At 50.0% G+C, this 15,673-nt stretch carries 14 protein-coding genes; 12 read left to right on the forward strand and 2 right to left on the reverse strand.

Translation table 11 applies throughout. The features are described from left to right. Window positions 1-30 precede the first annotated feature (30 nt). The 10 genes from B8880_RS13500 (at window position 31) to secF (ending at window position 11,734) form a co-directional block, all read left to right on the forward strand. On the forward strand, window positions 31-549 hold the full coding sequence (locus B8880_RS13500; protein ID WP_084258098.1) for a type II secretion system protein: 519 nt from the start codon (window positions 31-33) through the stop codon (window positions 547-549). After that, window positions 512-1,276 (forward strand): prepilin-type N-terminal cleavage/methylation domain-containing protein, encoded by a 765-nt coding sequence (locus tag B8880_RS13505; protein ID WP_084258099.1) that lies wholly within the window; start codon window positions 512-514, stop codon window positions 1,274-1,276. The genes B8880_RS13500 and B8880_RS13505 overlap by 38 nt, the downstream gene beginning before the upstream one ends. Window positions 1,277-1,305: 29 nt before the next feature. Continuing rightward, window positions 1,306-1,980, forward strand: a complete 675-nt coding sequence (locus B8880_RS13510; RefSeq protein ID WP_084258100.1) for a DUF2572 family protein — start codon at window positions 1,306-1,308, stop codon at window positions 1,978-1,980. Continuing rightward, window positions 1,961-2,314 carry a DUF5374 domain-containing protein gene (locus B8880_RS13515; RefSeq protein ID WP_084258101.1) on the forward strand — a complete coding sequence of 118 codons (354 nt, stop codon included), beginning with the start codon at window positions 1,961-1,963 and terminating at the stop codon, window positions 2,312-2,314. Before B8880_RS13510 ends, B8880_RS13515 begins: the two co-directional genes overlap by 20 nt. Before the next feature lie 79 nt (window positions 2,315-2,393). Then, entirely contained in the window at window positions 2,394-5,936 is a 3,543-nt protein-coding gene (gene recC, locus B8880_RS13520; protein ID WP_159460764.1) for an exodeoxyribonuclease V subunit gamma, read from the forward strand. Window positions 5,937-6,076: 140 nt separating this feature from the next. After that, window positions 6,077-7,165, forward strand: a complete 1,089-nt coding sequence (gene queA, locus B8880_RS13525) for a tRNA preQ1(34) S-adenosylmethionine ribosyltransferase-isomerase QueA (protein WP_084258103.1) — start codon at window positions 6,077-6,079, stop codon at window positions 7,163-7,165. Window positions 7,166-7,262: 97 nt separating this feature from the next. Beyond that, on the forward strand, window positions 7,263-8,423 hold the full coding sequence (tgt, locus tag B8880_RS13530) for a tRNA guanosine(34) transglycosylase Tgt (RefSeq protein ID WP_084258104.1): 1,161 nt from the start codon (window positions 7,263-7,265) through the stop codon (window positions 8,421-8,423). Between the two features lie 131 nt (window positions 8,424-8,554). Then, window positions 8,555-8,854, forward strand: a complete 300-nt coding sequence (yajC, locus tag B8880_RS13535) for a preprotein translocase subunit YajC (RefSeq protein WP_084258105.1) — start codon at window positions 8,555-8,557, stop codon at window positions 8,852-8,854. A 43-nt stretch (window positions 8,855-8,897) separates the two neighbouring features. After that, window positions 8,898-10,745, forward strand: coding sequence for a protein translocase subunit SecD (secD, locus tag B8880_RS13540; protein ID WP_084258106.1), 1,848 nt, complete (start codon window positions 8,898-8,900; stop codon window positions 10,743-10,745). A gap of 35 nt (window positions 10,746-10,780) precedes the next feature. Beyond that, window positions 10,781-11,734 carry a protein translocase subunit SecF gene (gene secF, locus B8880_RS13545; RefSeq protein ID WP_084258128.1) on the forward strand — a complete coding sequence of 318 codons (954 nt, stop codon included), beginning with the start codon at window positions 10,781-10,783 and terminating at the stop codon, window positions 11,732-11,734. An 83-nt stretch (window positions 11,735-11,817) separates the two neighbouring features. On the opposite strand, the gene B8880_RS13550 is transcribed toward secF, so the two are convergent. After that, on the reverse strand, window positions 11,818-13,416 hold the full coding sequence (locus B8880_RS13550) for an ABC transporter substrate-binding protein (protein ID WP_084258107.1): 1,599 nt from the start codon (window positions 13,414-13,416) through the stop codon (window positions 11,818-11,820). Window positions 13,417-13,581: 165 nt separating this feature from the next. Here B8880_RS13550 and B8880_RS13555 point away from each other — a divergent pair, with 165 nt between their 5' ends. Beyond that, window positions 13,582-13,878 (forward strand): type II toxin-antitoxin system RelE/ParE family toxin, encoded by a 297-nt coding sequence (locus B8880_RS13555; RefSeq protein ID WP_425273003.1) that lies wholly within the window; start codon window positions 13,582-13,584, stop codon window positions 13,876-13,878. A 57-nt stretch (window positions 13,879-13,935) separates the two neighbouring features. Continuing rightward, window positions 13,936-14,235 (forward strand): helix-turn-helix domain-containing protein, encoded by a 300-nt coding sequence (locus B8880_RS13560; protein WP_084258108.1) that lies wholly within the window; start codon window positions 13,936-13,938, stop codon window positions 14,233-14,235. Between the two features lie 70 nt (window positions 14,236-14,305). Here B8880_RS13560 and B8880_RS13565 read toward each other — a convergent pair whose 3' ends face one another. Then, window positions 14,306-15,667: a PFL family protein gene (locus tag B8880_RS13565; protein WP_084258109.1), complete on the reverse strand. Its 1,362-nt coding sequence runs from the start codon at window positions 15,665-15,667 to the stop codon at window positions 14,306-14,308. Between the last annotated feature and the right edge of the window lie 6 nt (window positions 15,668-15,673).

Raw genomic sequence — 15,673 nt, forward strand, 5'->3', positions numbered from 1 at the left:
TTAGACTTACGGCTAACATAAGGAGGAAAAATGCGTCATGGATTTACCTTATTGGAAATGTTGCTGGTGGTGGCGTTGCTGAGTGCGGCGGCAACGTTGGCAGTGCCGCAGTGGCAGGCGCTGTCGGATTATCAGGTGTTGCAGAAAGAGCAGCGCAGGCTGTTCGCTTTTTTGCGTCATATGCAGCTGCGGATCGAAAATTCGCAGGATATTTGGTTTTTGTTGATCAACCGTGACAGCCAGCGGCGCTGGTGCGTCAGTGTACAGCGCAAGGATAACCTGATTTGCGACTGTTTTATTGCGCACGCCTGCCCGAAAAGGGTGCAGGCGCACTTCTATTATCCGTCGTTTCCGCAGCAGACCCGAATTATCAGCAAAAAATATTACCCGAATGAAATCAGCCGTTTGAGCGGAATCCGCGATACCTTTTCCGCCGCTTGTTTTGTGTTGCAGGCGGGCAAAGTGCGGTCGATTTTTTCATTGTTTAATGTCGGAAGTTTGAGGGTGAAAGATGATCAAGCCGCCAGCGCCTGCGTTAATGACAATTAATCGTAACAAAGTGCGGTTTCAACTGCCGTACAGAAACGGTTTCGGGCTATTGGAGTTGATGGTCGCCACGGCGATCGGCTCGTTTTTATTACTGGTAATCGTCGCTTTTTTCACCCAAGCGCTCAGTCAAAACCGTGAACTGCTACTGCGCTTACAATTGCAACAAGAGATCCAAAAAGTGTTGCAGTTAATGGCGAAAGATATTGCGCGCAGCGGATTTTACCATTTTCATCAACAAGTTGAACAATCCAATGTCGATTTATTCAACCATGCCGACGGTGCGGCAAGCAGTATTACCCACGCCAACCGAGAGCCGGAAAACAGTTGTCTGCTGTTTTGGTACGATTTGGATCACAGCGGTTGCATCGGCAGCAATCACGGTGCGCAATGTCAGCGTGACGAGCGCAACAACACGCAGGATATTCAAAAAGAGCTGTTCGGCTACCGCCTGAAAAGCAAGATGATCGAAACACGGGCGATGTATAAAAACGGCACGGTTCAGCAGTGCGATGCGGCGCAATGTCACGCCTATATCGCCGACGGAGGTTGCGATACGCGCGGCTGGACCGATTTGCTGGACAGCGATACCTATCAAATCACCCGTTTGCACTTTTCATGGCTGGCGAACGGCAAAGGCGTGTTAGCGGAGATCGAAGGCAGCTATAAAAAACAGAGCGAAATCCGCTATCAAAGTGCGGTCGTTATTCCGATAGTTAATCGGTTATAGGCTTTATTTTTCAATAGGTTGGAAAAAACATGATCAAAAAAGGCATGGTAACGCTTTCCGCTTTGCTGATACTCTCCAGCGCCTTGTTGCTGTTTTTAATGCTGGACGAACAGATTTTAGCCATGCAGCGTGCCAATTTCGGCGAACGGTTGCGCTATTTGCAGCAACGGGAAAACTTGTTGCAGCAAAGTGCGGTGCTTGACGGTGATCGGCTTTGCCGTGCGCAAAGTGCGGTTCAGCCCGATGATCTGCTGTTTTTCACGATCCGCTTTAGTGATAAAACGCAGGATCAGCAGCATAAAATTGGCTGCCGCCGTGTGTCGCTGTTGCAAACCTTGCCGCAACAGGCGGCGCAACAAGGAATAACGCGTTTTTTAAGCGCCGATTTCGAGCGCTGGCAAACGGCTTGGGATTTTGCCGAATTGCCGTTGGCTGCGGCAGATTATACTGCGAATAAGATTTTATGGCTCGATCAGGCGGGCGAATGGCAACCGGAACAGGATTTTTACGGCGTGGTGATTGCCAAGGAGCGTTTGCATTTATCGGGCGAAGGCAAAATTATCGGCGCGGTGATCTATCAAACGGCGTTGCTGCATGCAGAAAACCAGCTGGAATTTAGTCATGACGTGGTGCGGCAGGTGGCGGAAAAATATCGGCAATGGATCTATCAGCAGGGCAGTTGGCATGATTTTAATACGTTATAAAATGCGTTATAAAAGGCGTTATAAGCCGATTTATGCTCACGGCAAAAAAGGCGCTAGTCTGCTCGGCGTACTGGTGACGCTGGCGCTGTTCAGCTTGGTGATGACGGGGATTTCCCGTTGGGTCAATCTGCAACAGCGTGACGGTTTGCTGACTTACCAGCGTTATCAAGCGTTGTTGCTGGCACAGAACCAATTTGCCCGTCAACGCTTGGGGCTAGCGTGCGAAACGCGAAGCGAACAAAATCAACAAGTGTTCAGGCTGAATTGTCAAGGCAAACAGGTCAAAGTGCGGTTTGCGACGGGCGAAATCACGCTGAATGCAGAAAGTGAATAATCAGGCTTGCAACCGCGCCTGCTGTCGTTGACAATAACCCCATTCAATCAAGCCATTTAATCAAAATAGAGGCTATGCGGTGCTGCATTTATATTATTCTAACCATTTGGATACGCAACAAGCGCTGTTGATCCGTTTGCTGGCGTTACAACCGCTGGTGGATCCGTTTCAAAGCGAACAGATTTTGGTGCAAAGTCAGGGCATGGCGCAGTGGCTGAAACTGCAAATCGCCGAAAAGTGCGGTGTTGCCGCCAATATCAGTTTTCCGCTGCCTGCCAGTTTTATCTGGCACCAATATCACCGCACCTTGTCCGACGTGCCGCAGCATAACGCCTTTGAAAAAGAGCGGATGCAGTGGCACCTAATGGCGCTGATTCCGACCTTGCTCGACCAACCCGATTTCGGCGGTTTGAAAAAATACCTGCGTGAGCAGCAACACGGCGAACAGGAAAAGTTGTATCAATTAAGCGGCAAAATCGCCGATCTGTTTGATCAATATTTGGTGTATCGTCCGGATTGGATTTCGGCGTGGGAGGCGAAGCAAGATCAAAACGTCTTGCAGCAATTGCTGCAGGGCGTCAGCACAACCGATAACGAACTTTCCGCTCGTTTCAGACAGGATCTGCAAAGTGCGGTCAGCTGGCAAGGGCAGTTGTGGCGTGCGCTGTATGCCCGTATTGAACGGCAGGCGGCGCAAAAACAGGAGCGTTGTTGGCACCGTGCGGCGCTGCACCGGCAATATTTGCAGACCCTCGCCGAGCAGCAACCGAAACACCTGCCGCAACGCCTGTTTATTTTCGGGATTTCCGCGTTGCCGAACGTCTATTTGCAGACGTTGCAGGCAATGGCGCAATATTGCGAGGTACACCTGTTTTTTAATAACCCGTGCCGTTACTACTGGGGCGATATTATCGATCCGGCGTTTTTGCAAAAATTAAAACTGCGCAAGCGCCTGAAGCCGTCCGAGCAAGCGTCAAGCGATTGGCTGAATGAAAAACAGTTGGCGCAATTGGCACAGCCCGATTGGCAAGATGATCCGCTCGGTTACTTGCAAACCGGCAATCCGCTGCTGGCGGCGTGGGGCAAAATGGGGCGCGATTTCTTGGCGTTATTAAGCCAGAGCGAAGCCAATGAAATCGATGCTTATGCGGCGGCGGACGGCGACAGTTTGCTGGCGCAACTGCAAAATGCGATTTTGGATCTGCAAGAATTGCAAAAAAGCCCGCCGTTTTTGCTTGCCGCCGATGATCAAAGTTTGAGCATTCACGCCTGCCACAGCCCGATGCGTGAAGTGGAAGTGCTGCACGATCAACTGCTGCATTGGTTTCAGCAAGACAACTCCCTCACACCGAAAGACGTGGTGGTGATGGTGGCGGATGTGGATCGTTATGTGCCTTATATCCACGCAGCCTTTTCGCAATATTCGTACAGTGATCCGCGTTTTATCCCTTATGAAATCGCCGACCGCAAACACACGCACAGCGATGTGCTGATCGCCACGTTTCTGCAATTGCTGCAACTGCAAGAGAGTGATTTCAGCGCCGAAACGGTGCTGGCGCTGCTTGATGTGCCGGAGCTGCGCGAGCGTTTTGAGTTGGATCTGAAAGAGCTGGAGATTTTGCAGCGTTGGGTGGCGGAAAACGGCATTCGTTACGGCTTATCCGCCGATCAAAACGCAGCGACGCTCGACCAAGTAACGCCGAACTACAACGCGTGGCAAAGCGGTTTGCAGCGTATGCTGCTGGGGGCGGCGATGCGGGAAAACGACGGCATTTGGCAGGAGACGGTGGCGTTTGAGTTAAGCTACGGCTTGAATGCGCAGATTGTCGGCAAACTGGGCGAGTTTCTCGATTGCTTGCAGCACTGGCACACGGTTTTACAGCAGGAACATTCGATCGAGCAGTGGCAACAGCAGTTGCATTGGCTGCTGCAAACCTTCTTCGGCGAAAATGAACACAGCCGCGCGGTGCTGCTGTTTTTGACAAAACGGATTGACGAAATCTGCCAAACCGCACTGGATAGCGCCTATGATCAGGCGCTGAACAGCGCCGTGATCGCCGAATTGTTTAGTCATAAATTAAGCGAAGAGGACAACAGTTTTCATTTTCTCAACGGCAAATTGAGCTTCTGCACCTTGCTGCCGATGCGCGCGATTCCGTTCAAAGTGGTCGCCTTGTTGGGCATGAACGAGGGCGATTATCCGCGTCAACACAACCCGAACAGTTTCGATTTAATGCAATATCATCAACAAAAAGGCGATCGGGTGCGGCGTGACGATGATCGCTACCTGTTTTTGGAAGCGATTTTATCGGCGCAGCAAAAACTCTACATCAGCTATGTCGGACGTTCGCTGATCGACAACCAACCTTTGCAGCCATCGGTGCTGGTCAGCCAGTTGCTCGACTATTTGGCGGATCAAACCGAGTTGGCGCAAGCCGATGATGAAGAGCAAAATAGCGAAAATCGGCTTGAAAAAGTGCGGTCAGCCTTGGTTCAACAGCACCCGATGACGGTTTTCAGCCGTGATAATTTCCTACTGGGGCGGCGCAACCGCTCTTTTGCCAAAGAGTGGTTGGCGGGTGCGACGGATAATGCGCAGGTGAGCGGATTTTTGCAGCCGTTGGCAGGCGAGCCGCAAGCGGAAAATGTGATTGCGTTGGAGCAACTGATTCGCTTTGTGCAATCGCCGTTGGCGTATTTTTTCCAAAACCAGCTTGGGGTCTATTTTACACAAGATGAAAACGAGTGGGCGGATAGTGAGAATTTTGCGTTGGATAGTTTGCAGCGCTACACCTTGAGCGAGCGTTTGTTGCAGCAAGCGCCAAACGAATGGCAAGCGCAGTTGCGGCGTTTTGAACTGAAAGGCGAACTGCCGCGCGCCAATTTCGCCGCTATCAGTCAACAAAAACTGAGCGAGCGCCTGCGCCCGTTAAGTGCGGTGATTGAACCCTATTTATCGCAAAGCGCGACGGCGTTAAATATCGATATCGGCATTGAAATCGATGGCGGGCGCTATCGTTTACAGGGCGAAGTCGGCGGCTTATATCCGCAGCCGGATTTAAGCCAAACCGAACATTCGCCGACCAGAAATGCGCAAACAAAAAATACGCAGATAAAACAGGTAGCATGGCGTGCCGGTTCAATTAAAGTCAAGCAGCTGATCCAATATTGGATTGAATATTTGGCGTTGCTGAGTCAGCTCAATTTACCAACAGAGAAGCAAACGGCGGACAGCGCACCGCACTTTTACGGTTTGGACGGCGATAAGATTCAGTCCTACGGTTTTAGTCCGCTTTCCGCCGAGCAGGCGCAGCGGCAGTTGGGCGTTTATATGCAGGATTTCATGCAAAGCGAACAACGTCTCTTGCCATTACCGACAACACTGTATGATGATTTTCTGTCCGGCAAAAAGAGCGAACAAGACTTGCTGAATGCTATTCTCAAACTGGGCGAAAACGGCTTTCAGCCAAGCGACAAAGCCGATCCGTATTGGCAACGGCTGTTGGCGCAAACACCGCCTGACGATTTGGCGGCAAATTTAGCCGAAATGGCGGAAAAAATGCAGGCTTGGTTCGCGCTGATGAAACAGAATTTGCTCACTGCAACGCAAAGCGTACGCTGAGTGACAAAGTACGCGCTGAGTGGCAAAGTGCGGTTGCGTTGATCAAATTTTTAACCGCACTTTACAGATTTCGCCTTGCTACCGGCAGCAACAAGCAATAAACTACAACGTTTATTTTTATGTCATCAGAGTGAGAGAAAATGCAGGTTTCAGATTTTCATTTTGAATTGCCGGACGAGCTGATCGCGCGCTATCCGAAAACGGAGCGCAGCAGCAGCCGTTTGTTGTGCCTGAACGGCGAAAACGGCGAGCTGCAACACCGCCGTTTTGCCGATGTGTTGGAATTGGTCAACGCCGGTGATTTATTGGTGTTTAACAATACCCGCGTGATTCCGGCACGCATGTTCGGGCGTAAGAGCAGCGGCGGTAAGTTGGAAGTGCTGGTGGAACGGGTGTTGGGCGAAAAAAGCTGTCTGGCGCATGTGCGCGCCTCGAAAGCGCCGCAAGCCGGTTCACAGATTATTCTGGGCGAGGACAAATTAGGCGAAGGCAACGGCATTGTTTTTGTGATGAAAACGCGCCATGACACCTTGTTTGAATTGGAGGTAGCCGGCGATACGCCGTTGTTGGCGGTTTTACAGCAAATCGGGCATATCCCGTTGCCGCCGTATATCGATCGTCCCGATGAAGAGATGGATCAGGAGCGTTACCAAACGGTGTATAACCAAGTGCCGGGCGCGGTGGCGGCACCGACCGCCGGTTTGCATTTCGATCAGCCGTTGCTGGAAAAATTAAAACAAAAAGGCGTGAATTTCGCCTTTGTCACCTTGCACGTTGGTGCCGGCACGTTCCAGCCGGTGCGGGTGGAAAAAGTGGAAGATCACCATATGCACGCCGAATATGTGGAAGTGGACGAGCAGACGGTAGCGGCGATTTTGGCGACCAAAGCCGCCGGAAAACGGGTGATTGCGGTGGGGACAACGTCGGTGCGTTCGATTGAAAGTGCGGCATTAGCGGCGGCAGAGCAGGGCGAACCGCACTTGCTGGCGCCGTATTTTTCGGATACCGCGATTTTCTTGTATCCGGGCAAAACATTCCGTGTGACTGATGCGTTGATTACCAATTTCCATTTGCCGGAATCGACCTTGGTGATGTTGGTGTCGGCGTTTGCCGGTTACCGAAACACGATGCGTGCCTACCAAAGTGCGGTCGCCGAAAAATATCGCTTCTTTAGTTACGGCGATGCGATGTTTATTAGCAAAAATCCTGATGTGAGCGGATTGGATTAACCGCTCACACAAAAACCAAAAGTACGGATCACCGCACTTTTATTCTTGTTAAATAAGATTTATCTTCGGACTGTTTTTCCGTTGATAGGAGTAAAAAATGAAATACGAACTACACAAAACCGATGGTCGCGCCCGTCGTGGCAAGCTGACCTTTCAACGTCCGCACGGCGAATTCAGCGTGGAAACGCCGGCGTTTATGCCGGTCGGTACTTACGGTACGGTGAAAGGCATGACACCGGAAGAGGTGAAAGCCACCGGTGCGCAGATTCTGCTGGGCAATACCTTTCACCTTTGGCTGCGGCCGGGGCAAGAAGTGATGAAAATGCACGGCGATCTACACGATTTTATGCAGTGGTACGGTCCGATTCTGACCGATTCCGGCGGTTTCCAAGTGTTCAGCCTGGGCGATATCCGCAAAATCAAAGAAGAGGGCGTGCATTTCCGCAATCCGATTAACGGCGAAAAAATCTTTTTATCACCTGAAAAATCGATGGAAATTCAATACGATTTGGGCTCAGATATTGTCATGATTTTCGACGAATGCACCCCATATCCGGCGGATTTCGATTATGCTAAAAAATCGATGGAAATGTCGCTGCGTTGGGCAAAACGCAGCCGTGACCGTTTTGACGAGCTGGGCAATAAAAATGCGCTGTTCGGCATTATTCAAGGCAGCGTATTCGAAGAGCTGCGTAAGGTGTCGGTCGAGGGCTTGGTCGATATCGGCTTTGACGGTTATGCGGTCGGCGGTTTGGCAGTGGGCGAGCCGAAAGAAGATATGCACCGGATTTTGGAATATGTCTGTCCGCAAATTCCGCAAGACAAACCGCGCTATCTGATGGGCGTGGGCAAACCGGAAGATTTAGTGGAGGGCGTGCGCCGCGGCATTGATATGTTCGACTGCGTCATGCCGACCCGCAATGCGCGCAACGGACATCTGTTCACTGCCGACGGGGTGGTTAAAATCCGCAACGCCAAATACCGTGACGACACTTCGCCGTTGGAAGCGGAATGTGACTGTTATACCTGTAAAAATTACACCAAAGCCTATCTGTATCATTTGGATAAGTGCGGTGAGATTTTGGGCGCGCGCTTAAATACGATTCACAATTTGCGTTATTACCAACGTTTGATGGCGCAGCTGCGCGAAGCGATTGAAAAAGGCGAATTGGAGCAGTTTGTCGAGCAGTTTTATGCCCGTATCGGCAAGCCTGTGCCGCCGTTGAATGAATACCACGCATTTGACGAAGGAAAATAGCCGCAAGCACAAAGAAGATTTTCACTTTAAGTGCGTTTTATGCTATTTTTAACATCTTTCTTGTAATGGGGTGATAACTTCACCCTATTAATATTCATCATTTCAATCACTAACTTAAAAAGGATAATAAAATGGATGCTCAACAAGGCGGCGGAATGCAAATGATCTTTATTTTGGTAATTTTTGCCTTAATTTTCTATTTCATGATCTATCGTCCGCAGGCGAAACGTACCAAAGATCACCGTAATTTGATGGCGTCATTGGCAAAAGGCGAAGAAGTCTTAACCAGCGGCGGTCTGATCGGTAAAATCAGCAAAGTGTCTGCAGAAAGCGACTATATCGTGATCGCATTGAACGACAGCACCGAAGTGACCATCAAACGTGATTTCGTGGTGGCGGTTCTGCCAAAAGGCTCTTTGAAATCCCTGTAATTTTCCAATCTTCCAATTAACTTCCGAGTGAGGGGTTTTAATTGTGTTAAATCGTTTCCCTTTATGGAAGAACCTGATGGTGATCATTTTGGTCGCCATCGGCGTTTTGTATGCTCTTCCAAATCTTTATGGTGAAGACCCTGCGGTGCAAATTTCCGGTACCCGCGGACAGCAGGCGGACAACACCACTTATCAACAAGTTCAACAAGTTTTACAGCAAAACCGGCTCGACGTGAAATCGCTGCAGTTGGAAAACGGTTCGGTTTTGGCGAAGTTCGGTAATACCGACGATCAATTATTAGCAAAAGACAAACTTGCCGAAAGTTTGGGCAACAACTATTCCGTCGCCTTAAACCTAGCGCCGGCAACACCGGCATGGCTGGAAGCCATCGGCGGCAGCCCGATGAAACTCGGTTTGGATTTGCGCGGCGGCGTACGTTTTTTGATGCAAGTGGATATGAATACCGCACTTGAGAAACTGGAAACTCAGCGGCAAGACAATTTGCGTACCGAATTGCGCAAAGCCAGAATTCCGTATACCAATATTCGCCAAGGGGAGAATTATGCCACGGTGATTACCTTGGGCGAGCAAGCCTCCTTATCCGAAGCGCAAAGCCTGATTCGCCGTCTTGATCCGACGTTACAACAAAGCAACAACAATAACGTGATTACCGTTGCCATGTCGGAAACGGAACTGGCGCAAGTGCGTGAACATGCGATTGAACAAAATCTGACGATTTTGCGGAAACGGGTCGAAGAATTGGGCGTGGCTGAGCCGGTGGTGCAGCGTCAAGGCGCCGAACGGATTGTTATCGAACTGCCGGGCGTGCAAGACACCGCCCGTGCCAAAGAGATTTTGGGGGCGACTGCAACCTTGGAATTCCGTTTGGTCAATACCAATGCCGATTCGGCTTCCGCTGCGCGTGGTATGGTTTCTGCCGATTCTGAAATCAAATATGATCGCGCAGGCAATCCGGTGGTGTTATACCGCCGTGTGATTCTCGGTGGTGAACATATTACCGGCGCCAGTTCGGGCGTGGACAGCAATACCGGTCGTCCTGAGGTGAATATCACGTTGGACAGTGAAGGCGGCAATCTGATGGCGGCGGCAACCCGCGATGCCATCGGCAAACCGATGGCAACCCTGTACAGCGAATATAAAGAGAGCGGTCGGGTTGATGAGAAAGGCACGCCGATTCTGGAAAAACACGAAGAGGTGATCAACGTCGCCACCATTAATGACCGTTTGGGCAGCCGTTTCCGCATCAGCGGCATCGACAGTCCGGCAGAAGCCCTCAATTTGTCGGTGTTACTGCGTGCCGGTGCGTTGATTGCGCCGATCCAAATCGTGGAAGAGCGCACGATTGGCCCGTCTTTAGGGGCGCAAAACATTGAACAGGGGATGGAAGCCAGCCTGTATGGCTTAGGTTTCACCATTCTGTTTATGTTGTTTGTCTATCGTAAATTCGGCATGATCGCCAATCTTGCCTTGGTACTGAATATCGTGTTGTTGATCGGCGTGTTATCGCTGTTGCCGGGGGCAACCTTAACCATGCCGGGGATTGCCGGAATCGTGTTGGCGGTCGGTATGTCGGTCGATGCCAACGTACTGATTTTTGAGCGGATAAAAGAGGAACTGCGCAACGGCAGGAGCGTACAGCAAGCGATTCACGAAGGTTATAACGGTGCATTCACCAGTATCTTTGATGCCAACCTGACCACCATTTTAGTGTCGATTATTCTCTATGCGGTCGGAACGGGACCGGTGAAAGGTTTTGCCATTACGTTATCGTTGGGGGTTGCGATTTCGATGTTCACGGCGATTACCGGAACGCGGGCGATTGTCAATTTCCTGTATGGCGGCAAACGCATTGACAAATTGTCGATTTAGGTGAGGATTTAATTGTGAATGTAAAAGCAAAACAAATGGTAGAAACAGAGCAAGGGATAAAACTGGCTCGCAGAGTTGTGCCGTTTATGAAATATCGCATTCCGGGCTATATTTTCTCGGTTGCGGTAATCGTGGTATCGCTATTTTTTGTGGTCACGAAGGGCTTTAACTGGGGGCTGGATTTTACCGGCGGAACCGTGATCGAAGCCTCTTTCTCCCGGCCTGCCGATTTACCGAAAGTGCGGTCTGCCTTGGCTGAAAACGAGTTCGGCAGTGCGATTGTACAGGCTTCGGGCGGCACGCGTGATGTGATGATCCGTTTACCGTCCGAAGACGGTGATACGACCATCGGACCGAAAATCATCAATATTCTGCACGGTATTGATGCGCAATCGACGGTGCGCAGTATCGAGTTTGTCGGGCCGAACGTCGGCAAAGAGCTGACGGAAGCGGCAATTTATGCCACTTTGGCAACGTTAATTATGTTGCTGTTATATGTCGGAGTCCGCTTCGAATGGCGTTTGGGCACCGGCGGGATTTTGGCATTGGCGCATGATGTGATTGTCACACTGGGTGTATTCGCTGCGTTGCAGATCGAAATTGATCTGACCTTCGTGGCGGCGATTTTGTCGGTTATCGGTTACTCGTTGAATGACAGTATCGTCGTCTTCGATCGGATTCGTGAAAATTTCCGTAAAATCCGCCGTACGGCTGCGCAGGAGATCATGGATATTTCCTTAACCCAAACCTTGGCAAGAACGTTGATGACTTCGGCGACAACCTTGGTTGTGGTGCTGGCGTTGTTTGTTTGGGGAGGGCCGAGTATCCATAACTTCTCGCTGGCGTTGTTAATCGGTATCGGCTTCGGGACTTACTCCTCGATTTATATCGCAACCGCACTTGCGCTGGATCTGGGGTTAGATCGGGAGCATATGTTACCGCCAAAAGTGGAAAAAGAGGGCGAAGATCAAGAGGCGATCATGCCGTAATTCTCTAAACTAGACGAAACCCTACTGTCTGCGTCTACAAACAGTAGGGTTTTTTATTGTCCGAATAACGTTAAAGTGCGGTATCAGTCTGCCAGACTGACGCCGTAAAAAGCGGTATAACCAAACGGGCTTTGTCGGAAGTTTTGTACGCGCAAGCTGGTCGGCACATAATTGATCGAGTGTGCCAGTGGGATCAACGGCGCTTGCTCTTTGGCGATCAGCAAGGCTTGTCGGTATAGTACCGCTCTTTGCGTATCGTCGGCGGTGGCGACGGCTTGTTGTAACAGGTTTTCAAATTCCGCATTGCACCAACCGGCGTAGTTTGTGCCGCCGACATTTTCACAGCCTAACAGCGGCGACAAAAAGTTGTCGGGATCTCCGTTGCGGCTGGTCCAGCCGTAAGTACCGGTGAAAAATTCGCCCTCACGGGTGCGTTTGTTGAAATCCGCCCATTCGTGGGTTACCAACTTGGCTTTTATGCCGATTTTCGCCCAGTCTGCTTGTAAAATTTCAGCGGTGCGGCGTGGATTCGGATTGGACGGACGCACCACCGGTTGCACCCAAATTTCGGTTTCAAAACCGTCGCTGTAACCGGCTTCCACTAACAGTTGTTTGGCTTTGTCCAAATCAAACGGATAATCCTCAATCGTATCGTTGTAACCTAACACGCTCGGCGGAAACGGATTTTTCGCCGCTACGCCGCTGCCGCCTTGATAGACCACATTGATAATGGATTGTTTGTCGGTGGCATAATTCAACGCCTGCCGCACTTTGACATTATCCAACGGGGCTTTGCGGTGATTGATACCGATATAGGCTAAATTCAGTCCTTCTTTGGCAAATAACCGCACTTTCGGATTGTTTTTCATCTCTTCGATATCGGCGATATTCGGGAAGTCGATCACATCGCATGCGCCGGTTTGCAGTTTGGCATAACGGGCGGTGGCGTCCGGCGTGATACTGAAAATCAGGCGGTCAATCGCCGCTTTGCCGCGCCAATAGTCGGCATTGGCACTGTAGCGGATCGCCTGATCCAGCTGATAAGCCTGAAACACAAACGGACCGGTGCCGATTGGTGTTTTATCAATTGCTTCCGCTTTGCCTGCCACCAGCATTTTGTCGGCGTATTCCTGTGAATAAATCGACAAGAAATCCATTGCCACGATTTTCAAAAACGGCGAATAGGCTTTGTTCAGGTTGATTTTCACCGTGTAGTCATCGACTTTCTCCACCGATTTCAACAGTTTTGGCAACGCCATCCAGTTGAAATAGAAGTAAGTGCCGTTGGACACATTATGGAACGGATGATCTTTATCCGCTTGGCGCAGATAGGAAAACAGCACGTCATCGGCGTTGAAGTCACGGCTCGGACTAAATTCCTTATTGGCATGGAATTTTACGCCTTTGCGCAGATAAAAGGTGTAGCTCAAGCCGTCCTCACTGATCTCCCAACGCTCCGCCAAGCCCGGCTCAATCTCGGTTGAACCGGGTTTGAATGCCAGCAAGCTGTCGTAAACCTGCTGCGAACTGGCGTTGAAATCATTGGCATCATTGATAATCGCCGGGCTAAATTGCGCCGGCGAATTGCTGATACAGTTAATCAAGGTATGCGGCGCGGCTTGTGCGGCGACGGAAAAGGACAACGCAAGTGCGGTCAAAGAAAAAAGTGCGGTAGGTTTCATCGGATTCCCTGTCAAACGCTAAACAAACGAACGATTAACATACAATAAAATTAGCCAAGGGGAAATAATCAATTGGATTTTATTAGAATGAAAGGGAATAAGAATAAGATTGAAAATATAATGAATAAGTTATATTATCGGGTGTGAAAATCGTTTGGAGGGACAATGTGGCAATTAATAACGTGTGATGTGTTTACCCAATGGTTCAAAGAGCAGCCTGAAACGCTACAGGAATCAGTATTATTTTCACTGGGATTATTAAAACAGTTTGGACCACATCTCGGTAGACCTCATGTTGATACACTGAAAGGTTCAAAATTTAGCAATATGAAAGAGTTGAGAATTCAACACTTAGGTGATCCTGTAAGAGCATTTTTTATATTTGATCCACTTCGGCGCGCTATCGTTATGTGCGCCGGAGATAAAACTGGCATTAATGAAGCTCAGTTTTATAAAAAATGATCAAACTTGCTGATTCTGAATATCAAAAACATTTAGACAATTTGAAAGGAAAATAATATGGCGACATACGAAGAACTTTTAGCTTCTGTTAGTCCGGAAATGCAAGCTCGGCTTAAGGCACAAGTGGAGGAAGAAAGCCGCAAAATCACGCTAAATATGTTACGTGATAAACTCAATATGTCACAAAAAGAGTTGGCGAAAAATATGGGGGTATCGCAACCGGCGATTGTCAGAATGGAGCAGCCGGATAATGATCCGCGTTTATCTACCTTGAAACGCTATATTAACGGGTTGGGGGGAAAGCTCAGTCTGGACGTGACGCTGCCGGACGGCACGCGGATTGGCTTTGACCTGTAGTATCAAGTGCGGTTCAATAATTTTTTGACCGCACTTGCTCTGACCGCACTTGGTATGTAAAACCAAGAAATTAGTTTTTTAACGACTGCACCGGCGCCGGAATGCGGCCGCCGCGGTTGATGAAGATTTCGCAATTGCCTTGTTTAATCGGTATAATCGGCGCGTAGCCGAGCAGACCGCCGAATTCCACGCTGTCGCCGACATCTTTATTTGGCACGGGAATAATCCGCACGGCGGTGGTTTTGCTGTTGATCATGCCGATCGCCGCTTCGTCGGCGATAATGCCGGAAATGGTGGCGGCAGTGGTGTAGCCCGGCACGGCGATCATATCCAAACCGACGGAACAAACGGCGGTCATCGCTTCCAATTTATCCAAGGTCAGCACACCTTGTTCCGCCGCTTTGATCATGCCTTCGTCTTCCGATACCGGAATAAAGGCGCCGCTTAAACCGCCGACCGCACTTGACGCCATCATACCGCCTTTTTTGACCGCATCGTTTAACAACGCCAGTGCGGCGGTTGTGCCATGCGTGCCGCATACGCTCAAGCCCATTTGTTCTAAAATCCGTGCTACACTGTCGCCGACTGCGGGTGTCGGTGCAAGCGAGAGATCCAAAATGCCGAACGGAATGCCTAAGCGTTTGCTGGCCTCTTGCCCGATCAACTCGCCGACACGGGTGATTTTAAACGCGGTTTTCTTTATCACTTCGGCGACTTCGGTCAGGGTTTTGGCATCAGAGTTTTCCAGTGCGGCTTTGACCACGCCCGGCCCGGAAACCCCGACATTGATAATCGCATCGCCTTCGCCGGAGCCGTGAAATGCGCCTGCCATAAACGGATTGTCTTCCACCGCATTGCAAAATACCACCAACTTGGCACAACCGAAACCGTCCGGCGTGATTTCCGCCGTCTGTTTGACGATTTCCCCGACCAATTTTACCGCGTCCATATTGATTCCGGCTTTGGTCGAGCCGATATTGACCGAGCTACAGACAATATCCGTCACTTTCATCGCTTCGGGAATCGAACGGATCAATATTTCGTCCGACGGGCTCATGCCTTTTTGCACCAGTGCGGAAAATCCGCCGATAAACGACACGCCGATCGCTTTCGCCGCCCGATCCAGCGTTTGTGCAATCGACACATAGCTGTCCGCTTTAGTGGCAGCGGCGATTTGCGCAATCGGCGTCACCGAAATGCGCTGGTTGACAATCGGCACACCATATTTTGCCGACAGCTCTTTGGCGGTTTGCACCAAGTCTTTGCCGACATGAGTAATTTTGTTGAAAATATTTTGGTTTAAGGTTGCCAAATCGGGGCTGATACAATCATGCAGATCAATCCCGATGGTGATGGTGCGCACATCAAAGTGTTGATCCGACACCATTTTCAGCGTTTCTAAAATCTCATAAGACTGAATACTGTTACTCATCGTCGA

It is taken from the genome of Pasteurella testudinis DSM 23072 (genome assembly GCF_900176075.1).
Lineage (GTDB): Bacteria > Pseudomonadota > Gammaproteobacteria > Enterobacterales > Pasteurellaceae > Chelonobacter > Chelonobacter testudinis.